We start from the raw sequence: 24,840 nt of genomic DNA, 5'->3' as shown, positions 1-24,840 counted from the left end.
ATGAGAGCAGGTATCGAAACGACGGTGAAGATGAGCTCCAAAGGGCATTGATCCGTTAACGCGGATGAATCGGTAGGAACCGTTAACTTCCCGGGTATCATAGGTACCGTTGAGGCGTTGTCTGCAAAGGCAACGTGAATGAGGGTGGTAACGCGAGCATTCGTCCCTTGATTGTCAATTTGGCAGTCAGGGGACGAGTGCTTTTTTTCGTAAGTAAAGCTTTTACAATGACAGGAGGATTTTTAAATGACAAATACAGCAGTTACAACTCAATTTCCATATCGGTACGACGTTGTCGGCAGTTTATTAAGAACGCAGGCACTAAAGGATGCTCATGCGAAGTATCACGCCGGCCAAATTAGTGCTGACGACCTGCAGGAAGTCCAACACGCGGAAACCAAGAAGATTGTTGATAAACAAGTTGAACTTGGTCTAAAAGACATCACTGATGGCGAATTTAACCGCAGCTGGTGGCACCTTGATTTTCTCTGGGGATTAACCGGCGTGGAAAAATACGATTATCACAAGAGTTACAAGTTCCACGGCAGTAAGACGCGAACTGATAACGCCGAATTGGCCGGCAAAGTCGCCTTTAACCCTGATCATCCCTTCTTTGACAGCTTCCAGTTTCTCCAATCAATTACCCCTGATGGTGTGACCCCCAAGCAAACCATTCCGTCGCCGACAATGCTCTTCCGTGACAATCGTAGTGATAACTGGCCAAAATTTTACGATACTTGGGATGAGTATTTGGCTGACGTCGCCAAGGCTTACCACGAAACGATTTTACACTTCTATGAACTTGGTGCCCGCTACATTCAACTTGACGACACCACTTGGGCCTTTTTAATCAGCAAATTAAATGAAACCGTCGACGATTCCGCTGCACATGCCAAATATGTCAAGTTAGCCGAGGATTCCGTGAAAGTCATTAACCAATTGCTGGCTAATTTGCCAGAGGACCTAACCGTGACCACCCATATCTGCCGTGGCAATTTCAAATCAACCTTCTTATTTTCGGGTGGCTATGATGACATCGCTGACTACCTTGGTCAACTTAATTACGATGGCTTGTTCTTGGAATATGACAGTCAACGAGCTGGTGATTTCTCACCCCTTGGTAAGATTTGGAATGGTGATAAAAATAAACGAATCGTCCTTGTTCTCATCACGTCAAAATCGCCTGAGTTAGAAGATAAGGATGCCATTATCAACCGCATCGATCAGGCCAGCGGCAAAGTACCCCTAGAAAACTTGACACTATCTACTCAATGTGGCTTTGCTTCAACCGAAGAGGGTAACAAGCTCACCGAGCAGCAACAGTGGACCAAGCTCAAACTGGTTCAAGACATTGCCCGAGAAGTTTGGAACGACGACTAACTGTCAGCCAATTGAAAAGAGGCATTCTAATGGATAAAAGTACGCAGAAATATCCGCAAACAACTGATCGTCAAAAGACCCACTGGCTGGGCCTAATAATCGGTTTGATTGGTGGCTTAACCATTGACGCGTTGTTTAGCTTTCGAACCGGAACATTTTTCACCTTTATTGGCATTGTTCTGGGAATGAGCGGCCTACTAGATTTTAAGCAGTGTTAATGGATTGAGGCTTTTTAATAGGTTGCTTTGGGGACTAAAAACGGGTACACATTCATTAAAAGATTTCTCATAATTATGTAAGGGATGATGAAGATGCTCGCTTGGATCAGCCTGCAGCACAGCATCGTAGAGATTAATGCACTTCAGTGATAAATGACACCTGGCACATATCCGAACGGACGGGTTCCAAATAAACCGTTTGGCTGTGCTGATATTAACTGGAGTGCATCTAATGACAATTAAATATCCAAGTACTATTTTTAAAGGCTACGCGTACACTTTTTTCTCTTTCTTCGGTATCACCTCACTTTGGGTGATTTACCTGCAGATGCAGGGTCTGAGTCTGGTGGAAATCGGCCTGTGCGAAAGCATCTTCCACGTTGCCAGCTTTATTTTTGAAGTGCCGTCCGGTGTGCTGGCCGACCGCTTTTCGTACCGGTTCTCACTCTTCTGGGGCCGAATTGCCTCGATTGTTTCAGCCATCCTCATGCTGGCAGCCCACAGTTTCTGGCTATTTGCCCTAAGCTTCGTGCTGAGTGCACTATCGTACAATCTTCAATCCGGCACCATTGATGCGCTGATGTATGATTCGTTGGTGACACCCATGCAGACCAAACGATTTCCCAACGTTATCAGCAATCTCAACGTTGTGATTGAATTCGCGCAGACGGCTGTCGTCGTCATTGCCGGATTTTTGGTCCACTGGCATTTCGAATTAACTTATGTTGCTGCGATCCTGGTTGGCGTCTTCGGCCTGGTAACCGTTCTATTAATGAAGGAACCGGCCGTCCCCAAATCAATTGATCAGCCAAAACAAACCGTCAAATCAATTATCATCATGGCTTATCGAACGTTGAAGAACGATCGGCAATTGCGTGGTTTGATGATCTTCCAAGCAATTTTTGATGGCATTTGTACCAGCTACTACTTCTATTTTCAGTCCTTAATGGAAACCAACCATTTTTCAGGATTCATGATTTCTCTGTTGATGGTGGTTTCTTCCGGCATGAACATTGTCGGCATCAAATTGACTCCGTGAATTCAGAAACGGTTTACGAAGCCAACGTTAGTCAGTGGATTGAGTGCAACCCTGGTGGGCTTGTTGCTGTTGACCTGGCTGAACTGGATTCCAACCTTAATTGTTCTATTTTTGTTTTCCCAACTGCTGGCATCGCTAATTGAACCGATCTTCAGCAGTTACTACAATGAAATGATTGCTTCACAACAACGGGCAACGCTACTGAGTGTTGCCAGCGTCCTATTCTCTAGTTCAATGATCTTTTTGTTCCCATTGGTGGGCTGGCTGGTACAGATTCAAACATTTTCGTTTGGCTTTGGCGTTGTCGGCTGCTTAATGCTGATATTACTGCTGGTAAGCAAAACGCAGCTTAAGTTTTAAAACTAAAAAAGGTTGGTTTCAAAGTCCCGCAGATGGGATTTTAAAACCAACCTTTTTATTTGCTTACAGCAATGCTTCACCCTTATTATGATCAACCCGTCGTTCACTTTCCGGCATCATACTGCCACCCGTCGCCCAGACAATGTGGGTCGCATTGGCCGTGTTGAATGCCGGCACTTCAGTAATCGCTCGTTCAATTGCGGTGAAGCCAGCCGCAGCTGATGGTTCAACCGTGATATTCTCGGTATCCATCAACTGGGCTTCATATTTGTAAATGGTCGGATCTTCGAAAGTCATACTGCCAAATAACAGTGTGCGCATCAGCTTACCCGCAATGCGCGATGGCCGGCCAACCGCCAAGCCGTCAGCGGCAGTCTTGCCGTCCAAGCCAATATCAAAAACTGAAATCGCATTATTAAGCTTGGTCATCATCCCCAAAGTTACTGATGGGACATGGGTTGGCTCGCAGAAGATGGCGTGAATGTACGGCCCGATAATTGTCTTCAGTCCAAAGGTGACGCCGCTGGGACTGCCGCCAACACCCGCTGGCAGATAGACAATCACAGGGTGGTCATGGTCGACTTTGATCCCTTGCTTATTGAACTGCTGCTGCAAGCGGACGGCCGCAACCGCATAGCCAATGAATAAGTCAGCTGATCCCTCATCATCGATGAAATGAATACGCGGATCTTCGGCAGCTGCCTTTCGGGCTTGTGGAATAACTGAGGAAAAATCAGTATCCAACTCAACCACGTTAACCCCGTTGGCTCGGAGTTTGGCCTTTTTCCAGGCTTTGGCATCCCTTGACATATAAACGGTCGTCTTGAAGCCAAACGTCGAAGCAGCAATGCCCACGCTCAATGCCAAATTTCCTGTGGAGGCAACCATCACCCCGTATTGAGCAAATAAGTGCTTATACTCAGGCGACCTTAATATGGCATAATCATCGGTTTCTTCAAGCTCGCCTTGAGTCATGGCGATGTGTTCGGCAAATTTTAACACTTCATAGATCCCACCGCGAGATTTAATTGATCCGGATATGGGTAATTCACTATCAGCCTTTAAATAAAGGCCCCCAACCAGTGCTGTATCATGTTTCTCATTCCAAGCTGACCTCATTTTAGTCAACTCGATCAATGGCGATTCAATCACAGCGTGCATTTGTGCAGTTTCTGGAAAGGCGGCTTCAATATAGGGCGCAAAACGATCCCAGCGGGCAACGGCGTCAAAGATATCAGCCTTGGAAAATGGCAGTGTGGCTGACTGGCCATAATCTGGGTTTTTCCAAAAAATTGGTGTTCCATTCATCAAGTCTTTAACTTGCGGATATTTAACTTCCAGTGATTGTGTATTGTTCATCTCTATGATCCCCTAAGAATAATTTGTGAACTACTCGTCACTAAAGTAACGAGCTTCTAGGAACACCACATACTTGTCTATCATTCTTTGAATGATAGATAGAGGTTATGGCTATTTACTAAGGACTGTCCCAGCCCAGTTTAGTCATGCGTTTCTAAGCATTTAAAATATTCTTAGCGGCGTTGATGTCTCTGTCGTGGTTAATCCCACAATTAGGACAAGTCCACTGCCGAATCTCCAGAGTGTGCTTACCATCGTCATATCCACAACTGGAGCAGATTTGAGAAGTTTTTCTTGGATTAACAATGACTAGCTGTTTTCCATACCAATCGCATTTATATTGAAGCTGAGAACGAAGCTCCCTCCAAGACTGATTTGCAATGGCTCTAGCTAATTGATGATTTTTCATGAGATTTTTGGTTTTCAAATCTTCAATCTTAATCACATCATATTGTTTCACCAATTGCTTAGTTAGTAGATGGAGATAATTATTGCGCTGGTTAGCTATCTTCTCAGAGTATTTGGCAACCATCAATCTAGCTTTCTGGTAGTTTTTAAAATCAGAAAGCTCTCTTGGCACTAACGCTTTGTTGTGCTTATCCCAAGCAATTTCTTTTTGAGCTTGCAACCGACGTCTGGCCAAGCGTTTTTCCCAGTAATGTTTTTTCTTAGCTAAAATCTGATCAAAGCGAATAGTAGGGTGTTTAACCCCATCACTGGTAATCATCAGGTCTGCTACACCTATATCAAGGCCAACAGAATTGTTAGCCTTAGGTAGTTCTTTAATATCTGCATCTACTAAGACAATTGCATAATATTTACCAGTTGAAGATAAGCGGATAGTGACGTTCTTAATCTTTCCAGTTACTTTTTTACCTGATTTAAAACGGACAAAGCCAATCTTTGGTAGTTTCAAATGGGAGTTGTCCACTTGCTTGATATTTCCATTGACTGAATTAGATTGATAGCTTTGCTTAGGAAACTTACGTGATTTAAATTTGGGGGCGTCCTTTATGCTCCTTGAACAGCTTTTGGTAAGCGTGATGCAAGTCTCTTGATACATGGAGTAGAGATGTTGATTCAGCTTGTTTAAGAAAAGGGTGTTCTTGCTTCAAAGACTTAATCAAGTAGTTCATGCCGAACTCATTCACATAGTTTCCACCATTCTCACACCGTTGTTGTTGCACGTCTAAAAGTTGATTCCAAACATATCGGCAATAGCCAAAGTTATCAATAATCTTTTGTTTCTGTTCTTGATCGGGATATATTCTTGCTTTAACTGCTTTGAGGGTCATCTAAATTCACCTCTTTTGTTCTTTGTTCATCAATATACTTCTTAACCGCTTGTTCATTAGTAGCGCCAATACTTTCCACATAGTAACTAGGAGACCACAGATGCCGCTTTTGCTTCTTCCAATAACTCTGCTGAAGTTCTGGGCATTTTTCAAATAGCTCTTTGGCACTAATTCCTTTAAGCCACCTAACAATATTTGTCACGGATAACTTAGGGGGCGCGCTAACTAATAAGTGAACGTGGTCATCTTTACCGATTTCCATGTGGGGAATACTAAACCCGTATTTTAAAGCAATTTTTTCAAGTGATTGCTTTAATTCTCTCTCAACATTTCCTTTCAATACTTGGTTGCGATATTTGGTTCCCCAGATGATATGGTAATTAAGATTGTAGACTGATGTTCGACCATACGTAAGTCTGTTAGTATCTTTCATATCTTTAATTATATCGCATTTATATCAAACCATGTGTAACTATTAGAAAAGAAATGAGCAATTCATCACGTCCTTGAAAGAACATGTTTCCTTGCTCAACATCAAAAATATTGTAGTCCGAACGCAAGAAAACGTAATGCTGGGGCTATAACCTTTACCAAGCTTTAATCATGCTTGCAGGCGGATGTTACTTTCCGTCAAGCTAGGCAATAACATCCCCATGACAGCTTATTCGTTCACCTGGTTGGTACTTGGTGCATTATGCTTGATTGAAGCTGGCACCTTAAACTTCTTCACTTGATTAACATTGGAGTAGGTACTGGTGACCTCCTCGGTAATCGACTTTTTCGATGATTTGTCCTGGTATTGCATATAAATGTCCGTATTGGTTGGCAGATAAGTCTTCTTGTCCAGGGTGTATTTGTAGGTAAACTTGGTAATTGTGACCTTCTTCAAAACATTTTTAGTGCTCTCAGTGTAATTGGCTTCAGCCAAAATCAGCTTCTTGGCAACCATCGAACCTAACTTACCGTGTCCATTGTATGAAAGGACATCGGTTGTTTTGTTCTTCTGGAGCTTGAGATGCTTCTTCAAGTACTGCATGGCTTTTGCGCTAGCACTACCGGAAACCTGTCGACGAACGCTCTTAATGAGTGGACTCTTCTTAGGCAGCCGTTGTTTGGACCAGCTATTATCAGCATGAATATAGACCGTTCTACCGTCAATGAAGTAATCATAGTTTTTAACTAATCCAGCCGTATTATTTAGCTTGGCCTGGACGATCATTGGCTTAAGGTGGAACTTGGCAGAAAATTTGCCGGTAGATGTTTTATTATTTTGCGTATTTTTATTAATCTGAACAAGATTACCACTCTTAACCCGGTGAGCGGCTTTTTGAGCATGGTTAACGACGGTCATCGTATCAGAGGGTTGATTAGCAGATTGTTTAGGTGAACAGCCTGCCAACATGATACCCATGATAGCCGTTGCCGCAATCATTAATTTTTTCATCAGACACTCCTTATTAACGTTTAAATCAAATCGAACATGGACCACAGGACCACATAGACGCCAACTACCACCAATAATGATAACCAATGGGCGGCCAGCACCCTTTTGGTAGATTTAAACCATTTTGAAAAATAGTAAACCGACCGGTTCTTCTGAACCAAATCGATAATCTGGAAGGCAGTCATTGTTGTGCAATATATCAAGACGATGTAAGAAATAACAAATAACAGTTCCATGGCAATTCCGCGCCAATTGCCGTTCAAGGCAACCATCAAGAACTGCCAAAGATAGGATCCAAGCAGATCAAAATAAAAGAAACTGGGGATCACAATGGCAATCCTGGTGGGAAGAATTGTGACAATCACATAAGCCGCCAACAATAAGATTCCACGCAGTAAGACCTGAAACAAGCGGCCGTCATTGATAGAAACGTTGACCGTTAATGGCTGGAATTTAAAAATAACGGATGCCAAAAAGAAGGCGGTGGCCCCCCAGGCGATGAAGATTAAGTACGTCGAACGACGCAGCCTCAAGTTTTCTAGCAAAGAACCACCTCCTTAATCGCTTCACTAATAACTTAATCCGTCACAATCGTGAGTTGCGGTTTCCACGTCTTGGCTGTCGCATCAGGAACAATGAAGACACCATAATGGCCGTTAACAGAATTAGCAGTCAAACCAGTGACGTGACTGGCAACCACTGCTGCGTAGTATTTCAAGGCATTGGTTGTCCGGTATTTGGACCAATAAGAATAATAGCCGGTCATGGTCTTTGGATCGACCTGTTTAACGGTAAAACTAGTTGATTTGGGATTAGCAACACCCGCTTTGGCTGCAGCATCTCTGGTACTAATATCCTCAGTCGCAAGTAACTTAGCCATCGTGTCTAGTTTGGTATCAGCAACACCTTGGGTCAATTTAGCAGCTACTTGGTCCATGACCAACTGTTGAAATTGACTTTGCGGTAAGCTTGCCAAAGTAGTCAGATTATCTTCGAAGAATTGCAGTGAACGCTGGGGTGAAAGCTTAATGAGCCCCTTTGCCGCAGAAGCATGTTGGGACGGATTAATGCCCTTAGTTAGATAATTCCGCCAAATAAAGCCGTCAGCGCCATTACCATAGTTATAAACTTCATAATACACATGCCGCTGGCTGCCATGTTGCATCACAACACTATTCTTAACATACCAAGTTGTATTCGGATAATTTTTAAGGTTATGGAGCCGTTTTGTGTGGGTTGTGTTCCACAAATAAACCGCACTCTGAGACTTGGCGTGATAGGCTACTGTGGTACTCCGGCTTAAAACCCTTGTCCAGATGTATCCAGGATTGGCAGCCGCTGTGGTTGTATTTGTCGTTGACGAGATTGAATTTGCTGAAACTGGAAAGCCCGTGGCAGTGAAGACGCCAAACGTCACCAACGCAAGCAATAATAACTTCTTCATGATGTTTTCCTCCTATGTACTAGCCAACTAATTATATCAGAAAAACGGATTGAAATATGCCCTCTAGTGAAGATATACGCAAAGACGGTGGGGTGATATTTAATTATTTTCCGAATGCTAAAGGGATTCGCCAAAATCCTGTGTTCGGATGTTTGGAGAACCCCCTTATACAACACCATGGGCTCACTATTCAGGTAAGTAATCTCCAGAAGAGGAACAATTACTTTTGATAGGACAATCCTCTCCGCAGGCGTTTCCAAAAACTCGTATCATCGGTTTGCAGGATGAGGCCCTCATAAATCTGACCAATGTACCAAGTCAACAGCCCAATGCTGATCACCAGAATGGCTAAAGAAATGCTGACTTCCACACCACTGGCATTATCATTGATAATTCTCATCGGCATGAAATACGGCGAGAAGAATGGCACATACGACAGGATTTTTGAAATAACGGCATCTGAATTACTCTGAAACGGCATCGTCAAGAAGAATGCAATCATGCTCAGGTAGATAGCAGGTTGGGCGGCCTTGGGCGCGTCTTCTGCTTTGGCAACTAATGCACCGCTGAAAGCCGAGATAATCGTGTAAATAATCACGCCTAAGAACACAAACAGCAAGTTGATCCCCAGCATATTTTTAATCACATCATTGACCAGTGTCTGATTATCAGAAATGAGCTGCTTAATGTTGTCCAAGTGCATAGCAATCTCGAAAAAGCCATAGCCACCAACAATGTAGACGACAATTTGGGTTAAGATGACGCCAAAGACCCCGAGAATTTTTCCCACAAAGTATTTAGAGGCTTTCGTGCTGGAGAAAATAATCTCCATCACTTTGGTCCCTTTCTCAGAAGCAATCTCTTGTGCAGTGACTGAAGAATAGGTGATCAAAATCATATAGATCATGAATACCAACACCCAAAATGAAATGGTTTTCGCTAAGTTGGCACCACCGTGCTTGGTTTGAATTTTTTGCTTGAAGGCTGGTTGAACTGCCAGTGCAGTCGCTTGTTTGGTACTCAGCTTTGCATTGGCTAAGTTAAGCTGTTGTTGAGTCTGGGCAAGGAAGACGTTGATCTTGGTTCTCATCCCGCTGCCCAAGGAATCGCCGGAGTGATAGACGCCAGTGACTTTTTGCTTGTCGGCCGATAAGACCAGATAGCCGGACAGATTATTCTTGCTGACACTTTTCCGTGCAGCAGTCTCGGTGGTGACGCTGGATTTCACATCATCCCGATTGGCTTTGATAAATTGCTTTCGGAGTGCTGGCTGATCAGAAATGACGGCAATTCGCTGCTGATCAGAGCTGGAAGTGGCGCTGGTATAGCCGATCCCCAATGAAATCGCCAACAAAATGAATGGGGACAGTACCAAAACAATGAAGCTCCAGGATTTGACTTGGCGGAGATAGGTTTCCATTGAAACAATTAAGGTTTTATTCATGAGAGATCCCCGCTTTCATTCTGAAAATTTCATCAAGCGTTGGCGGCTGCTGACTAAACTCTTCAATATAATTGCCATCGGTGAGTTGCTCAAACACTTCAGGACCTTGGCTGGGGTCATCCAACCGTAATAGAAACCGTCGTCCTCGAATATTCTGAACTTTAACGACGTGTGGGAGTTGCGCCAGATGTTCTTCAGTCCAGTCAGTGATCACATAAATTTCTGATTTCCCGAACTGATCGCGCACTTCACTGATGGTGCCGTTTAAAACAACTTCACCAGTTCGCAGCATGACCAGTCGATCGCAAACCGCCTCAACATTTGCCATATCGTGACTGGAAAAGATAATCGCTGCCCCTTGATCACGGGCCTCCAAAATTGCCTTTTTCAGCAAATCAGCATTCACTGGATCCAGGCCGCTAAAGGGCTCGTCCAAGATAATCAGCTTGGGGTGATGAATCAAAGTAACGATCAACTGAACTTTTTGCTGGTTTCCCTTTGATAGATCCTTGATCTTATCATTCTTCTTACCCTTAACCGCAAACTTCTTCAGCCAGTCATCGATTTGGGGGCGGATTTCTTTAGCAGATTTGCCCTTCAGTCGCGCCAAATAAACGATTTGCTGCTCAATGGTCAGCTTTGGCATCAAGCTTCGTTCTTCGGGAAGATAGCCAATCGCATCAAAATCAGCCTCCTTAATTGGCTGACCATTCCAATGGATTTGACCATCGTACCTGAGAAAGTTCAGGATGCTGTGAAAGGTGGTTGATTTACCAGAGCCATTTTGGCCGATTAACCCGGTAATCTGATTATCGGGGACGTCAAAGCTGACGTCGTCCAGTGCAGTTAGATTACCAAATTGTTTGTGGAGATGATTGATCGTAAGCATGTGAGGCCCTCCGATTTTTATTCCGTAACTTTTGGCCTTATCATACCATAATCTACCGACTAATTTGATTGGAAACCGCAAATGTCAACGAATTTGTACATAATAAAAGCAGGCTCGCAAATCCTGCGAGTCTGCTCGTAATCGTTTCAATTATCGATATTGTTTCATCGGTTTAACAAAGTGCCAGCTGCGTTGATGGTAAGCTTGATCCCAGAATTCCCATTCCAGTTCGCAGCTCTTCAAAAATTCTTCTTTAACGACGTCTAAATGATGCTGGTCGTAGTGCTCCGCTTCCCGGTCAATTAAGGCAAACATCTGCGGCAGAATACTGTCATCATCGTCGCCCATATCTGCGTAAAAATCGATCCATGGCTTGAAAACATTGTCGTTGCCGTTCTTGCCCTACTTCACAAACCGGTTTGCGATTTCCAGGTAAGTCCACGGGCACGGCGTCATGGCTGCAACGATGTCAATCAAATCACCGGTTCGCGCAGCCCGATACATGTGCTCATTATATAGGTAGGTGCCTGGGGCTTGAGGTTCATGCTGCAGAGTTTCATATTTCACTCCGGCAACGTTACAGAAGTTGTGGTGGGGGTGAATTTCGCTATTCAAGATGAAGTCAATTTGCTTGGCAAAAATGGCCATGTCAGCTCTGGTTTGCGATTTCTGAATGGCGTCTGCATACACCTTAATGAACGCGTTCAGATAGTTATAATCCTGACCAACATAAAAGGTCAGTGCTTCTTTCGGTAAATCACCATTGCCGATTCCTTCGACAAAAGGATGTTGATAAATCTCGTGTAAAATTGGCTGTCCAGCTGCGACTAATTCTTCAGAAAATTTCATGAGTCAGTGCTCCTTAAAGAAAAATTTTCAAACAGAACGCGACCAGACTTGGCACTTTTCGAACTCATTATTCCACTTCCCTACGTTGGTATTAACCAAATCAGGTTCAAAGGGATTGGCGAATCGCCATCTCAGCACAAGGCACCCCTAGTGATCTTATTTGAATAACCAAAGTTTACCATATTTTGAGGGAGATTTTACGATTTTCTCCTGATATGATAGGCTGAAAGCAACAATTTTTCTGAGGGTGGGGGAATATTATCGCAAGGAGAGTTATTTCATGAAATTCAATTGGAAGGTCGCACTGATCAGTTTTTCCCCATACGTTCCTTTGATAATCATTTATTTTTTGATTCATTTATACATCGTAAATGATGTCATCGCTTTGTTTGTCGCATTCGGTATCTTTTCGGTCTTATATATTTTCGTTCACTATCGATATGCCAAACCTTTCTTCAAGAAGCATCCTGAGCTGGATGTCCAAAATTTGGAATTCAATCCCGTGGCAAATATTGTCTTTGCACTTTGGGTTGTCATAATGGTTGCTCTGGTCTTGCTCAATCTTTATCCGCAAAGTCCAGAAGGCTATATATTGGTATTTGCCATATTTTATTCCATCATTAGCGGATTCAAATCATACAGGGGAACTGCAAAATGACATTTAACTGGAAATACGCGCTATTCACCAACACACCAATATTCCTCACATTGATCATCTACACCGGTATGACCGCATTACACATTGATCCCATCGGGCTGATTTTTGTCGTCGTTGCAGTCTGGCTTGCATGGTATACCTATGCTGGTTGGAAAGTCTACCCTCGTCATCCCGAATTTAATTACCATAATTATCAGCGCAGCGCGATTTCGATGATCATCATCACATTCTCAACAATTGGCTTTCTATTCTTACTCCTGAAACTCCAACTAATAGGGAACATTGCCCTCTTTATCTCGTGGATTGCCATTTCAAACTTCTTTGTGGATGGGTTCGCCAAGTATAAGGACCTTCAGTAATTTCAGACCCTTGATAAGATAGTAAATTTTGAGAGCGACTACAGCCCAGATAGACACAGTTCGCAAACTAGAAACCTCCCAATTGGAAACCAGAAGCTCCTTTCTAGTGACTATCATCCCGAGTCGTCATACATTGGGTGGAGAAGGAACCACCAAAATCATAGTGTAGGAGTCGAGAAAGATGACATTAAGTAATTTGCTGAAACAAAAACGATTAGCTTTCAACTTAACCCAGGAGGCGTTGGCCGAAAAGATCTATGTGTCTCCTAAAACCATCTCAAATTGGGAAACCGGCAAAACATTTCCTGATATTGAAAGTCTAATCAATTTGTCTCAGTTGTATCACCTTTCTCTAGATGACTTATTGGTGAAAGGATCTGGTATTGTGAACGATATGAAAGATAAGGCGTTAGTTGCTGATTTGTCTCAAAACAGGATGTTCCAATTCTTTGGGCCAATCATGTGCAGTACAGTGTTGTTTATTTTCTTGTCACTGAACGAATTTGTACCAACAATGCTTCCCGCAAACTTCCGAGTCGGGCTGGGTGTCCAGGTAATCTTGTTGATCGCCATGGCATTTAACGTTGTCTCGGCAATTTACTTTCGCATTCGTAAGAAGCAATTGATTGAAAGGCAAACCAATTAATACGCCTCTTCAACAAACAGAAAGGGCCACAGTCTCCGCGGAGATTTGTGACCTCTTCTTTGTATTTAACAACCCTACTAATAGACTGAATCTACGCATTCTTCACCGCAAACATTGGCAAGGTGTTCAAAAAGACACAGTCATCACGACTGGTTGCCCGCCCTTCGGCCAAAATTGAACACCGTTGAACCACATTGGCGCCAACTTTCTTCAATAAATGCTCTGCGGACGCCAACGAGCCCCCTGTGCTAATTACGTCATCCACAATGATCACCCGTTTGCCACGCAGTTGTTCTGCGTCACATCCATCCAAGACTAGCTGTTGATGATAATCCGTGGTGATCGATCGCATGCCAATCGCAATCGGGTTCCGCATGTACGCCTTGACACTTTTCCGCAAAACAAAATAGCGCGGATGATGAGTGATCATACTCAATTCCTGAGCCAAGGGAATCCCTTTGCTTTCCAGCGTCACCAGATAATCAAAGGGAATGTTAATCCGCTTCGCCAACTCCTGGGCAGCATAACGAGTCAACTCAGCATCCCCCAACAAGACAAAGGAGGCGATTGCCGCGGTATCTGTGATCGGGATAATCGGTAGTGTCCGCTTCAGTTTTCCAATTGTTAGTTCATATTCCTTCTGCATCTTGACCCTCCAGATTATATAAGATAGAAAGAAAGCATTATAAACGACCAAATTTCGTGAGAAATCCTGATAATTATAGTCACATTGGTTAACATAAATTGCATTTATATAGTTTTTGTTCGCCTATGTATATGATAATACGCTATTTAACACTTTTTATCCACACAAAACGATTCAGACACGAATTTTACGGCAAAAATATCAGAACGTTACTTTTAACTGACAATCCGTCACCAATGAGAACACATTATGTGGTCTATTTGTAAACTTATCTATAAAATGCCCCTATATCTAGGTAAATATTGTGGGAATCAATCCAACTATTTGTCACCACCCAAACCACCCTTAGTGTGATTCAAATTTTTTTAAATTCGAGAAATCCGCGACTCCACGCGATTATGCAGGGTACAAGCAAATTCGCCTGATACACAATATATTGATTCTGAAATCGGATAGATATACTATATATAGTATCAGTTCGAGCAATTCAAACGAAATGAGAATATAATGTACATATGGGAGGAATCATTATGCAAGCTATGAAACTTTCATCAGTTGCACTATCTGATGAATTTATAAAACAAGTTAAAGAAGAAGTAACACCCCACTGGGGAGAATTAGGCTGGGTTACCTACAAGCGGACCTATGCTCGTTGGCTGCCTGAAAAGGGCCGTACTGAGAACTGGGACGAAACCGTTAAGCGGGTGGTTGAAGGAAACATCAACCTCGATCCAAGACTTCACGAGGACAACGTTGACCCACAAGTGGTTGAGGACTTAACTAACGAAGCTAAGAAACTCTACAAGTTAATCTATGGTCTATCAGCTACGCCATCAGGCCGAAACCTCTGGATCTCTGGTACCAGCTACCAGGATCGTAATGGTGATGCCTTAAACAACTGTTGGTTCATCGCTATTCGACCACAATTATATGGTCACAGCCATATTTTGCCAGAGTATCTTCAACCAGACACCCCAGCCGTTTCAATGCCCTACTCCTTCATGTTTGACCAATTGATGAAGGGCGGCGGTGTTGGCTTTTCCGTCACTAAGGACAATATCCACAAGATTCCTTTAGTTGATAAGAAGATTGACTTGAAAGTGATCATCGACAAGAACAGCAAGTCATACAAGGATTCCCTTGATATGGGCGCTACTGATAAGGATGAGTGGTTGAAGAATCATTCAATCAAAGATGTTCGCTACTATCGTCTACCAGATACCCGTGAAGGCTGGGTTGTTGCTAATGCTCACCTGATCGATATGCACTTTAATGGAACCAATATCGATGGCAAGACCAACTTAGTTCTCGATATGAGTGATATCCGTGAAAAGGGTGCTAAGATTAAAGGCTTTGGCGGAACTGCTTCAGGTCCAATGCCACTGATCGAAATGTTATTTGATATTAATGATTTACTCAATTCACGCGCCGGCCGTCATTTGTCATCGGTTGATGCGACTGATATTGGTAATTTGATCGGTAAAACAGTGGTTGCCGGCAATGTCCGTCGTTCTGCGGAATTGGCTTTGGGCTCTGCTGACGATGAAGACTTTATTACCATGAAACAGGACAAAGACAAGCTATATCATCACCGTTGGGCATCTAACAACAGTGTGGCCGTTGACTCAAAATTCGATAACTACGGCCCAGTTGCTGATTCCATCCAACACAATGGTGAACCTGGAATCGTCAACTTGGAACTTTCTAAAAATTATGGCCGTAAGATTGATGGTCTGCAAAAAGATATCGATGCCAACGTTGAAGGAACCAACCCATGTGGTGAGATTTCACTGGCTAATGGTGAACCATGTAACCTATTTGAAGTCTTCCCTTACGTTGCCAGCCAACAAGGTTGGGACCTCGACGAATCATTTACTTTGGGGACACGTTTCTCAAAGCGGGTTACGTTCAGCAGTTACGACTGGGAAGTTTCACGGAACGTCATTGAAAATAACCGTCGGATCGGAATTTCTATGTCAGGCATCCAGGATTGGATTTTAGCTAAATTTGGTAACCGGGTAGTAACCGGCTATGAAGACGCTACTGATCCTGAAACAGGTGAAGCCATCAAGAAACCAATCTATGACCCACGGGTTGTCAAAGAAGTTGATGGCTTGTGCAAAGCCGTTGTCCGTGCTGATAAAGATTACTCAGATACGCTGGGATGCAAACCTTCAATCAAGCACACCACGGTTAAGCCATCAGGAACCGTTGCCAAATTAGCCGGCGTTTCTGAAGGCATGCACTTCCACTATGCTGGATACTTGATCCAACGGATTCGTTTCCAAGATTCCGATCCATTACTGCCAGCTTTGAAAGCTTGTGGCTATCACGTTGAACCAGATGTTTACACCAAGAGCACCATGGTTGCTGAATTTCCAATCCGCGCCTCACACGCTGACAGTGACAACTTCGCTTCAGCCGGAAACGTTTCGATTGCGGAACAATTTGCAACTCAGGCCTTTTTGCAGACTTACTGGTCAGACAACGCGGTTAGTTGTACCGTTACTTTCCAACCGGATGAAGGCAACCAGATTGCCCCATTGATGAGACAATACCGCTTTACCACTAAGTCAACTTCATTGCTGCCATACGTTGGTAATGAATTTAAGCAAGCACCTAAGGAACCCATTGACGAGAAGACTTATGAAGCCAAAGTCATGGAAATTCACGGCGATGTTGCAACGGTCTTCGCAAAGCAAAACGACAACCATGATAAGAAGGGTGTCGAGTTGGTTGACCAAACTGACTGTGCTGGCGGAGCTTGCCCAGTGAAGTAGCCTGTGAGCAAGCCGGTTAGCTTTCGAGCATTAATTTGATACGCATCTTTAATGCGGTTTCCGCATTGAAGATGTGTATCGGATTAAGCGGAGAAAGCTGGCTTGCGGAACACATTTCAACCATAGTCTAAGTAGTGTCAGTTGCTTACGAGCACGTTTCGGCAACATAAGCGCAACTACTAACAAATGCGTTCAACCTTGGCCGCGGTCCCCCACCGATCGGCCAAGCCCTAAAAAGATCATTCCCACGGAGAGGCCAGGGCAAATTAATTTGCCCTGGCCTCTTTCATTACATATTTCATGGAGGTATTACAATGTTAAAGATCTACACTAAAGTCGGTGACCACGGCAAGACCAAACAAGTAACCGGAAAAATGGTGCCTAAGTACGACCTGCAAATTGAGGCATTAGGCGCACTGGATGAACTGGACTCATGGCTAGGTTATGTTATCTCGGTTCTATCCCCTAAGAGTGCCTCACTGGCCTCTTCCATCCAAACGGTGCAGCGAAACCTATACGAGCTACAAACAGATATCACTGTTAAGCGCCATCACAACATTACTTTTGATGACACCAAAAAGCTGGAAGCAGAGATTGACGAAATCATGGCCAAGTTACCTGCGATCAAAGCCTTTATTCTCCCTGGTGGCAATCAAGCAGGTGCGTCGCTCCAATACGCCCGCGCTTTAGCAAGAAGAGCCGAAAGAATGGTGATTGAATTAAACGATAAGCAGCAACCACTCAATGACGAAATCTTTGAGTACCTAAACCGTTTATCGGATTACTTGTTCGCCCTCGCGCGTTATGCCAATTATTTAGAAGGCTACGACGAAATTAAGAGTAAATATTAGTTACCAAAAAGGTGAATCGCAAACCAGCTGTCAGATTGGTTTTCGGTTCACCTTTTTAATTTGCAAAAGTCTTCGGCCCGCCCCGTTCAGCCTCTCACAATCCAAGAGACCGTTTCATGCGGATTAAAACCTGTCGTTGGTCTTTGCCAAAGATGGTCGATTTGCGGTAGGCGAGTCCAATCTTAAATACTGGCTGTGGACTATCGGTCAATCTCAGGGCAACCACGTCGGGATTATCAATCTTGACTGCCTGAGTCAACAGACTAACGCCAATTCCACTGGCAACCAGATTAACAATACTTTGGGCTTCGCTGGATCTAAAAATGACTTGCGGCCGAATGTGACTTTGCTGCGCGAGTGTGTGAAAAACCCGGTCATGAACAAAGTTGTTATTAAATAAAATAAACGGTTCATTCTTCAACTGCCGAAAAGAAATCGCAGTCCGACCGGCAAAGGGGCTATCTCGTGCAACAATAACAGAAAACGGCTGCTGGTCAAATTCATCCACTACCAGTTCCGAATCCACCACTTCATCAACGTATCCCAAGAAGGAGGCGTCTAATTGGCCGCTCTTGAGGTCTCGCAATGCCGATAACGAACCTTCTTCAACCGTCTCAATATGATTTAAATCATCGGGTGATAATTGCTTGGCAACTGCCGGAAAATAGTTAGTTTCAATGATCGGCGGCATCCCAACCACTAAGTGCTGCCGTTGACTATTTTCAATCTCACGGAACGCCAATTGATAATGATAGAGAATTTCTCGGGCGTGGACCAACAATTGTCTGCCCGCAGTCGTGAGTGTAATTGCCTGGTGAGGATTCCCTCGGACTAATAGCTGACTGCCAAAAGCAGTTTCAAGTCGCTTAACGGCCGCTGAAATTGTTGGCTGACTGACCGAATAGCGTTGGGCAACTTTGGAGAAATTCTTTTCGGTTGATAATAAAACGTAATATTTCAAATCATTGATGTTCATATGTAAGTCCCCTAATGCTAAGAAGAATAGTTGCTACTATTATAAACGATAATGGTCCTCATAAACATTGACTATACAAAGTTTAGAAGACTATTGTAAGGGAAATATATGAAGAAGAGGCAACCAAATGACACAATCCATTTTAAATGACCCATTTAAGAATAAAGGCACAGCGTTTACGGAGCAGGAACGCGAACAGCTCAGCTTAGTTGGCATCCTGCCGCCAGCGGTTCAAACATTGGCTGAACAAGCAGAACAGGTCTATCAACAATATCAGTCAAAATCGTCGGCTTTGGGGAAACGGACTTTCTTGATGAGCATTTTTAACGAGAACCGTGTCTTATTTTTTAAGGTATTTTCCCAACACGTTGCCGAATTCATGCCCATTGTCTATGACCCAACCATTGCGACGACCGTGGAGCATTACAGTGAACTGTTTGTTCAACCCCAAAACGCGGCCTTTCTTGCCATTGACAATCCCAATTCGATTGAGGATAGTCTTAGAAATGCTGCCGGTGACAGAGACATTCGCCTCCTTTGCGTGACTGACGGTGAAGGAGTTCTGGGAATTGGCGACTGGGGAACTCAAGGCGTTGACATCACTGTCGGTAAACTGATGGTTTACACGGCAGCCGCCGGTATCGACCCAAGTCAGGTTCTCCCGGTTGTCATTGATGCCGGAACCAATAATGAATCTTTGCTTAACAACCCGCTGTATCTGGGTCTTAAGCAACATCGGGTTCGCGGCAAACGATATGATCAGTTCATTGATCAATTCGTGTCGGCCGTCGAAAAGCTATTCCCAGATGTTTACCTGCATTTTGAAGACTTTGGCCGCTCCAACGCCGCCAATATTTTGAACCGGTATAAGGACAGCCAGTTAGTCTTTAATGATGATATTCAGGGAACCGGAATCATTGTCTTAGCTGGCGTGCTTGGAGCCCTTAATATTTCCAAGCAAAAATTAACCGACCAGACTTACCTGTGTTTTGGTGCTGGATCTGCTGGTGCAGGGATTACCATGCGGGTTTATAATGAGATGATAGCGGAAGGGTTATCTCCCGAAGATGCCAAACAGCACTTCTACATGGTTGATAAGCAGGGACTGCTGTTTACCGATACCCCTGATTTAACACCAGAACAGAAACCATTTGCCCGTTTGCGAAATGAGTTTGCAAATCCTGATAGCCTAACCGATCTTCTTTCGGTTGTTAAGGCCGTTCATCCGACAACCCTGGTGGGAACCTCAACCCAACCGGGAACCTTTACCGAAGCAGTCATTAAGGAAATGGCTGCAAATACCGAACGGCCAATTATCTTTCCCATTTCCAATCCAACAAAATTGATGGAAGCCGGTGCCGCTGATTTGATCAAGTGGACCGCTGGTAAGGGATTGATCGCGACTGGGGTTCCTTCTAACGATGTGCAATATCACGGAATTACCTACCAGATCGGCCAGGCAAATAATGCCCTCATTTATCCCGGGCTCGGGCTTGGTGCAATTGCCAGTTCAGCTTCTGTCTTAAACGATGCCATGATTTCTGCGGCGGCTCATTCTCTCGGGGGAATTGTTGACCCTGAACAGGCAGGAGCAGCAGTTCTTCCGCCTGTGACTAAGCTTAACCAATTCTCTGATAACGTTGCAGCAGCGGTGGCCCAAAGTGCCGTCGACCAGAAACTTAATCAAAAACCTATTAAATCAGTACAAGAAGCAATTCAAAAGACACAGTGGCAACCAGCGTATTAACGGAGGCAATGATGACTGAATATCGGATTGAAGAAGACACCCTTGGTCAAGTCAAGGTACCCAAAGACGCATTATGGGGACCACAAACTGAACGAAGTAGACACAACTTTCCAACTGGCCCATTAATGCCGGTTGCGGTCATTCGTGCACTTATTAGCATCAAACGGGCGGCAGCGGTTGTGAACCATACTCAACACACGTTACCCACTCAAAAGGCCGGCTTGATTGACCAAGCCTGCCATCAATTGTTATCACTCGACGATGCCAAACTCATGGCCGACTTTCCACTCCACGTTTACCAAACGGGATCCGGAACGCAAACCAATATGAACGTTAACGAAGTAATCGCAAACCTCTGCCGTCAGCTTAACCCAAATGTGACAATTTTGCCCAACGATGACGTCAATCACTCCCAGAGTTCAAACGATACTTTTCCAACGGCTATGAATATCGCTGCGAGCTTAGCAATTCAAAAACTAAAAGAACAGATTGACCACTTGATTGCAGTCTTAACCGAAAAGCAACAGCAGTATTGGAACGTTGTGAAGATCGGTCGCACCCATCTTCAAGATGCCACGCCAATCACCTTTGGCCAGGAAATCAGCGGCTGGGTTAGTTCTTTAACTCATGACCTTCATTTCATTGAGGAAATCAGCCAGACTTTGCTGGAGGTCCCAATTGGCGGTACCGCCGTTGGAACTGGTCTGAACACCACAAAAGACTTCGCTTCGGCAATGGTGATCGAACTCAGTTCCGCATATGGCTTGACGTTTTCAACCCAAAACCAATTCTACGGCCTCGCAAATCATTCAGGAATCACAGCCACCCATGGCGCCGTGAGAACCTTGGCCGCTGATCTATTGAAGATTGCTAACGATATCCGTTTCCTTGCCAGCGGACCGCGGGCCGGATACGGTGAGTTAAGTATCCCCGCCAACGAACCCGGTTCATCAATTATGCCGGGGAAAGTCAACCCCACTCAAGCAGAAGCCATGACCATGGCAGCAACTCGGGTAATGGGCAATGATACGACAATTGAAGTCGCCGCGAGTCAAGGGAACTTCGAGATGAACGTTTATAAGCCAGTGATTATCTTCAGTTTCTTAGAGTCGGTCGACTTATTAACCGGTGTTATGAGGAACTTTACCGATAAAATGGTTGCTGGCATCACCGTCAACCAAGACCGAATGAAGCAGTTAGTCGATAACTCCCTCATGACCGTGACTGCGCTATCTCCGCATATTGGCTACCATAAAGCCGCCGAGATTGCTCAAAAAGCCCATCAGGACGGAACAAAGCTGAAAGTCGCCGCCCTAGCCCTTGGGTATGTGACCGCTGGGGATTTTGATAAATGGATGAAGCCGATTGATATGACCAATAATAACCGATCATAATAAAAACTGGATTGCGATTACGCAACCCAGTTGTTTCTTTTTAAGAATTCTAATGATACCTCTAGTCTTGCAGAGATTTCCAGACGACCTGCCAAAAATCTGCTGCTGGCTAACGAGTCACCACCCCGTTCCAAGACAGCATTCCACCACTAACATTAATCACCTGATAACCACGCTTGCGCAAAATTCGCGCCGCTTTCAGACTTCTTCGACCAGATCGACAAATCAAATACCACGGCTGCGGGGTGAAGACTTGTGTGATATTGTCAGGTAATCCCGATAAGGGTACATTTTGAGCGGATGGAATGTGACCTGCTTGATACTCATCAATTTCACGAACATCAAGAACTGTTGGCTTCGTTGGTAGCAACTGCTTCAGCTGGGTTGGGGTGATTGACTTGATTTTTGAAAATAGCAATAAAGAACACTCCTTTAAAATAGATGATAATTCGAGTATAAAAGAACTCTGTCAAAAGTGAAACCCAGCTTCTTATTCAATAAAGTTTCGGGTTGTGAAAAGTCCCAAAATCTTGTATGGTAAACCCAACAGAGAGTGAGGGATCCATTATCCAAAAAGCAATCCATGCCGCAAATGCATGGCTGATTTTTGCCATCATCATCGGCATCATTTCAACCCCATTTGACTTGTTGCTGCACCATGAAAGCAACTTTTTTGACCTACTCAAGATATTTTTCGCAAATGGCCTGATGGGCTTTCTTGGCTCATTACTACTGGTGTTAATATTAGCCTGGCTCCCAGTCTTTCTAATCGTTGGTTTTTTTATCTGGCTGAACAAGCTAGTGGCAAAGCAAGATTATTTTAAATAACGATTCAGAAACATTGGTTATCTAATAATAAAACCCCACTGTCAGAAGATGACAATGGGGTTTGTTTTAACGATGAGCCTTATTTACTTTCGCATCATGAATAATCTTCAAAGCCCGCTTACGGATCTTGATACTTGGGCTCTTTAGTCGGCGATGTGCACTCGCCAAATCTTGTTTTTCCATACTGAGCACCTCTTTAAATAAATTCTATTACCAGCTAGCCTTATGAACACCCGGAATCTGGCCAAGGTGGGCATACTTCCGGAAATTCAAGCGCGACATGCCGAACTTACGCATGTATCCACGAGGACGACCGTCCAACTCGTCACGATTTCGCAGTCGGTTCGGATTCGAATCCTTTGGTAACTTGGCCAATGCTTCATAGTTGTGTTCTTTCTTCAATTCACGACGAATATTGGCATACTTTGCAATTAAAGCTTCTTGACGTTTATTCTTTTCAATCTTAGACTTCTTAGCCATATTGTTCCTCCAAACAAGTGTATTTTTTAGAATGTGGGTTTTAGGTTATTTTGTGTACACTCAATAGTAGCGATTACTATTATGTCAAGAAAAATCCCCGCTGTCAAGAATTATTTATTCAGCATGCTGGCCTCGCTGCCGAACCCAGTAGGTGAGTTCAAGAATAACAGTACCCAACCAAAGGCCCACAGTCACTGCAGAAATCTTACCCCCAAGATGTAGATGAAAGCCCCAATTGCACAACACCAACACGGTCAAAAAAACAGCTGATGAATAAAACACTTTACGATAATCAGGCCACCTTAAGACAGTCGGACGCCCATTTAGTTTATCTTCAAAACGCTTAACACGAACCATGACAACTAAATTCAGCATGGCAATCAAAAATAAGAATATCCCTGCAAGCCCACCGTGTCGAATGAACAAAATACTGACAATAAATAGGATGTCAATCACCAACGTCACCTGCTTAATCGGCCGAATCCACCGTAAAGCTTCCTTCTTCTTCAAATATTCCTTCATCCCAATATCCTCCTTCAAGAGGACGTCCAATGACACTTGGAAAAGATCACTCAGTCTAATCAAGCTATCAATATCAGGATAACTATTTTCTGTTTCCCAACTTGAAATTGTCTGCCGGGAAACGTTCATTTTGGCGGCAACTTGTTGTTGCGTTAAATCCTGCTTGATTCGTTCAACCTTCAATCGATTACCAAATCGCATCAGCCATCCTCCTTTCTGTTGAGACTAGTGTATAACGGAAACCAAAGTGAAACCTAGCAAAGAATCTAAGCATGCCGTTTCCGGGCATTATTTAGGTAACCAATGTGTTGATATATAAGCATTTGTAAAGCAAGTGACCGTTATTTGACCGTTAAATAACAAAATTTATTTAATTTTTTCTACTATATTAAAGGTGTAAAATATAGGTGTATATGAATAAGGAGGATAAGTTTTGAATCAAAATAAATTTTCTAATAATGAGGACAATCCGGAAAAGTTATTAATAATTGGCAATGGCTTTGACTTAGAGTGTGGTTTACAATCAAACATAAAAGACTATATTAATTTCTTAGCCAGTATTAAAAAAATACGCTTTGATAAAAAAAACATTTCAATTGAAGACGATGAGTTAAATGAAGATATCGAAGAAGTTTTGAAGACTTCACCTTCAACAACTTCAGTGGAACAAGGTTTAAAATTTTTTGATGATTTAAAGGGGAAAAATTCTGTAAATTTTGAAAATTTGACAATAAGTTTTTGGGATTTAGTATTTTTGGATTACCATAAAAAATCCAAAAATTGGAATGATGTTGAGAATGCAATTTCTAATTTTTCTACTAATTACACTGGATTTCCATACATTTATCCACAACTACATTCCCTTTTAAACAAGTTTTATCTTTTTGCGTCTCAAAATAATAAGAAGTTTGTTGAGTATTTAACTTCTGAAAATTTTTTATTCACCGAATTAAAAAAGTTCGAGGGAAATTTTAAGTGTTATTTGGAAGAAGCAGTAAAAAAAAGTGAATCTACTAATTCGTATAAAAAAAATTCCATTAGGCTTTTAAATAAATTAACCGATAATAAAAAATATAATATTCCTCAATTGTCAAATCAAGTGCAACACTAAGAATCTATTCTTAGAAGTGGTCTAGTTGCTAAGCTAGTTCAGGCATTAGATCAGCTGGACAGCGATAGTTCAATGACCGCCGCAGCCGGTTGTTTAAGGTATCTTGAGCCAGTTGAATATC

General features: G+C 43.3%; 26 protein-coding genes, 2 pseudogenes and 1 riboswitch. Of the genes and pseudogenes, 12 read left to right on the top strand and 16 right to left on the bottom strand.

The features are described 5' to 3' along the window. Positions 1-246 precede the first annotated feature (246 nt). The 3 genes and pseudogenes from LPKJCM_RS10945 (at position 247) to LPKJCM_RS10935 (ending at position 2,997) form a co-directional block, all read left to right on the top strand. Entirely contained in the window at positions 247-1,380 is a 1,134-nt protein-coding gene (locus LPKJCM_RS10945; protein WP_057961313.1) for a vitamin B12 independent methionine synthase, read from the top strand. A 29-nt stretch (positions 1,381-1,409) separates the two neighbouring features. Continuing rightward, positions 1,410-1,598: a hypothetical protein gene (locus LPKJCM_RS10940; protein WP_057961314.1), complete on the top strand. Its 189-nt coding sequence runs from the start codon at positions 1,410-1,412 to the stop codon at positions 1,596-1,598. 232 nt (positions 1,599-1,830) lie between these two features. Then, a pseudogene (locus LPKJCM_RS10935) lies at positions 1,831-2,997 on the top strand (MFS transporter). Positions 2,998-3,060: 63 nt separating this feature from the next. Here the strand turns inward: LPKJCM_RS10935 and dsdA are convergent. The 10 genes and pseudogenes from dsdA to tenA all read right to left on the bottom strand — a co-directional run bounded on the left by dsdA (position 3,061) and on the right by tenA (position 11,721). Beyond that, positions 3,061-4,356, bottom strand: a complete 1,296-nt coding sequence (gene dsdA, locus LPKJCM_RS10930) for a D-serine ammonia-lyase (protein WP_057961315.1) — start codon at positions 4,354-4,356, stop codon at positions 3,061-3,063. A gap of 154 nt (positions 4,357-4,510) precedes the next feature. Then, positions 4,511-5,419 carry an RNA-guided endonuclease TnpB family protein gene (locus LPKJCM_RS10925; RefSeq protein ID WP_240034638.1) on the bottom strand — a complete coding sequence of 303 codons (909 nt, stop codon included), beginning with the start codon at positions 5,417-5,419 and terminating at the stop codon, positions 4,511-4,513. Beyond that, a complete protein-coding gene (locus LPKJCM_RS13790) occupies positions 5,349-5,651 on the bottom strand; it encodes a helix-turn-helix domain-containing protein (RefSeq protein WP_240034639.1) in 303 nt (100 codons plus the stop codon). Before LPKJCM_RS13790 ends, LPKJCM_RS10925 begins: the two co-directional genes overlap by 71 nt. Then, positions 5,632-6,084, bottom strand: a complete 453-nt coding sequence (gene tnpA, locus LPKJCM_RS10920; protein ID WP_057961316.1) for an IS200/IS605 family transposase — start codon at positions 6,082-6,084, stop codon at positions 5,632-5,634. Before tnpA ends, LPKJCM_RS13790 begins: the two co-directional genes overlap by 20 nt. Before the next feature lie 228 nt (positions 6,085-6,312). Next, the gene (locus tag LPKJCM_RS10915; protein ID WP_057961317.1) at positions 6,313-7,095 is read right to left on the bottom strand and encodes a DUF6612 family protein; all 783 of its coding nucleotides are present in this window, start codon (positions 7,093-7,095) and stop codon (positions 6,313-6,315) included. Positions 7,096-7,115: 20 nt separating this feature from the next. Beyond that, positions 7,116-7,640 carry a hypothetical protein gene (locus tag LPKJCM_RS10910; RefSeq protein WP_057961318.1) on the bottom strand — a complete coding sequence of 175 codons (525 nt, stop codon included), beginning with the start codon at positions 7,638-7,640 and terminating at the stop codon, positions 7,116-7,118. Between the two features lie 32 nt (positions 7,641-7,672). Next, positions 7,673-8,539 carry a hypothetical protein gene (locus LPKJCM_RS10905; protein WP_057961319.1) on the bottom strand — a complete coding sequence of 289 codons (867 nt, stop codon included), beginning with the start codon at positions 8,537-8,539 and terminating at the stop codon, positions 7,673-7,675. Positions 8,540-8,759: 220 nt separating this feature from the next. Continuing rightward, a complete protein-coding gene (locus LPKJCM_RS10900; RefSeq protein WP_057961320.1) occupies positions 8,760-9,983 on the bottom strand; it encodes an ABC transporter permease in 1,224 nt (407 codons plus the stop codon). Beyond that, complete coding sequence (locus LPKJCM_RS10895) at positions 9,976-10,872, bottom strand: ABC transporter ATP-binding protein (protein ID WP_057961321.1); 897 nt, start codon at positions 10,870-10,872, stop codon at positions 9,976-9,978. The genes LPKJCM_RS10900 and LPKJCM_RS10895 overlap by 8 nt, the downstream gene beginning before the upstream one ends. A 150-nt stretch (positions 10,873-11,022) precedes the next feature. After that, positions 11,023-11,721, bottom strand: a pseudogene (tenA, locus tag LPKJCM_RS10890) (thiaminase II). 60 nt (positions 11,722-11,781) lie between these two features. After that, a riboswitch (TPP riboswitch) is annotated at positions 11,782-11,880 on the bottom strand. 121 nt (positions 11,881-12,001) lie between these two features. Here tenA and LPKJCM_RS10885 point away from each other — a divergent pair. The 3 genes from LPKJCM_RS10885 (at position 12,002) to LPKJCM_RS10875 (ending at position 13,384) form a co-directional block, all read left to right on the top strand. After that, the gene (locus LPKJCM_RS10885) at positions 12,002-12,379 is read left to right on the top strand and encodes a hypothetical protein (protein WP_057961322.1); all 378 of its coding nucleotides are present in this window, start codon (positions 12,002-12,004) and stop codon (positions 12,377-12,379) included. Then, a complete protein-coding gene (locus LPKJCM_RS10880) occupies positions 12,376-12,738 on the top strand; it encodes a hypothetical protein (protein WP_057961323.1) in 363 nt (120 codons plus the stop codon). Before LPKJCM_RS10885 ends, LPKJCM_RS10880 begins: the two co-directional genes overlap by 4 nt. A 181-nt stretch (positions 12,739-12,919) precedes the next feature. Then, positions 12,920-13,384 (top strand): helix-turn-helix transcriptional regulator, encoded by a 465-nt coding sequence (locus tag LPKJCM_RS10875; protein WP_057961324.1) that lies wholly within the window; start codon positions 12,920-12,922, stop codon positions 13,382-13,384. A gap of 91 nt (positions 13,385-13,475) precedes the next feature. Here the strand turns inward: LPKJCM_RS10875 and LPKJCM_RS10870 are convergent, their stop codons facing one another. After that, a complete protein-coding gene (locus tag LPKJCM_RS10870) occupies positions 13,476-14,030 on the bottom strand; it encodes a phosphoribosyltransferase family protein (RefSeq protein WP_014940772.1) in 555 nt (184 codons plus the stop codon). A gap of 530 nt (positions 14,031-14,560) precedes the next feature. Between LPKJCM_RS10870 and nrdJ the strand changes: the two genes are divergently transcribed. Next, positions 14,561-16,810, top strand: coding sequence for a ribonucleoside-triphosphate reductase, adenosylcobalamin-dependent (gene nrdJ / locus LPKJCM_RS10865; RefSeq protein ID WP_057961325.1), 2,250 nt, complete (start codon positions 14,561-14,563; stop codon positions 16,808-16,810). Positions 16,811-17,124: 314 nt separating this feature from the next. Next, a complete protein-coding gene (locus LPKJCM_RS10860; RefSeq protein ID WP_057961326.1) occupies positions 17,125-17,661 on the top strand; it encodes a cob(I)yrinic acid a,c-diamide adenosyltransferase in 537 nt (178 codons plus the stop codon). Positions 17,662-17,755: 94 nt separating this feature from the next. On the opposite strand, the gene LPKJCM_RS10855 is transcribed toward LPKJCM_RS10860, so the two are convergent. Further along, complete coding sequence (locus tag LPKJCM_RS10855) at positions 17,756-18,637, bottom strand: LysR family transcriptional regulator (protein ID WP_057961327.1); 882 nt, start codon at positions 18,635-18,637, stop codon at positions 17,756-17,758. 127 nt (positions 18,638-18,764) lie between these two features. Here LPKJCM_RS10855 and LPKJCM_RS10850 point away from each other — a divergent pair, with 127 nt between their 5' ends. Both LPKJCM_RS10850 and LPKJCM_RS10845 read left to right on the top strand, forming a co-directional pair. Continuing rightward, positions 18,765-20,384 carry a malolactic enzyme gene (locus LPKJCM_RS10850; protein ID WP_057961328.1) on the top strand — a complete coding sequence of 540 codons (1,620 nt, stop codon included), beginning with the start codon at positions 18,765-18,767 and terminating at the stop codon, positions 20,382-20,384. A gap of 11 nt (positions 20,385-20,395) precedes the next feature. Next, positions 20,396-21,778, top strand: coding sequence for a class II fumarate hydratase (locus LPKJCM_RS10845; protein WP_057961329.1), 1,383 nt, complete (start codon positions 20,396-20,398; stop codon positions 21,776-21,778). A 109-nt stretch (positions 21,779-21,887) separates the two neighbouring features. Here LPKJCM_RS10845 and LPKJCM_RS10840 read toward each other — a convergent pair whose 3' ends face one another. After that, a complete protein-coding gene (locus LPKJCM_RS10840; RefSeq protein ID WP_057961330.1) occupies positions 21,888-22,196 on the bottom strand; it encodes a rhodanese-like domain-containing protein in 309 nt (102 codons plus the stop codon). A 116-nt stretch (positions 22,197-22,312) separates the two neighbouring features. Here LPKJCM_RS10840 and LPKJCM_RS10835 point away from each other — a divergent pair, with 116 nt between their 5' ends. After that, positions 22,313-22,606 carry a hypothetical protein gene (locus LPKJCM_RS10835; protein ID WP_057961331.1) on the top strand — a complete coding sequence of 98 codons (294 nt, stop codon included), beginning with the start codon at positions 22,313-22,315 and terminating at the stop codon, positions 22,604-22,606. Between the two features lie 66 nt (positions 22,607-22,672). On the opposite strand, the gene LPKJCM_RS10830 is transcribed toward LPKJCM_RS10835, so the two are convergent. From LPKJCM_RS10830 to LPKJCM_RS10820, 3 genes are all read right to left on the bottom strand, one after another. Further along, positions 22,673-22,789: a putative metal homeostasis protein gene (locus LPKJCM_RS10830; protein WP_087069643.1), complete on the bottom strand. Its 117-nt coding sequence runs from the start codon at positions 22,787-22,789 to the stop codon at positions 22,673-22,675. A gap of 27 nt (positions 22,790-22,816) precedes the next feature. Continuing rightward, positions 22,817-23,086 carry a 30S ribosomal protein S14 gene (gene rpsN, locus LPKJCM_RS10825; protein ID WP_057961332.1) on the bottom strand — a complete coding sequence of 90 codons (270 nt, stop codon included), beginning with the start codon at positions 23,084-23,086 and terminating at the stop codon, positions 22,817-22,819. A 114-nt stretch (positions 23,087-23,200) separates the two neighbouring features. Then, positions 23,201-23,809: a helix-turn-helix transcriptional regulator gene (locus LPKJCM_RS10820; protein WP_057961333.1), complete on the bottom strand. Its 609-nt coding sequence runs from the start codon at positions 23,807-23,809 to the stop codon at positions 23,201-23,203. Between the two features lie 232 nt (positions 23,810-24,041). Here LPKJCM_RS10820 and LPKJCM_RS10815 point away from each other — a divergent pair, with 232 nt between their 5' ends. Continuing rightward, positions 24,042-24,719: an AbiH family protein gene (locus LPKJCM_RS10815; RefSeq protein WP_057961334.1), complete on the top strand. Its 678-nt coding sequence runs from the start codon at positions 24,042-24,044 to the stop codon at positions 24,717-24,719. The last annotated feature ends 121 nt before the right edge of the window (positions 24,720-24,840 follow it).

It is taken from the genome of Lentilactobacillus parakefiri (assembly GCF_002157585.1).
Taxonomy (GTDB): domain Bacteria; phylum Bacillota; class Bacilli; order Lactobacillales; family Lactobacillaceae; genus Lentilactobacillus; species Lentilactobacillus parakefiri.
Note: the sequence above shows the minus strand (reverse complement) of the source record. Positions and strands in the feature narration are given on the sequence as shown.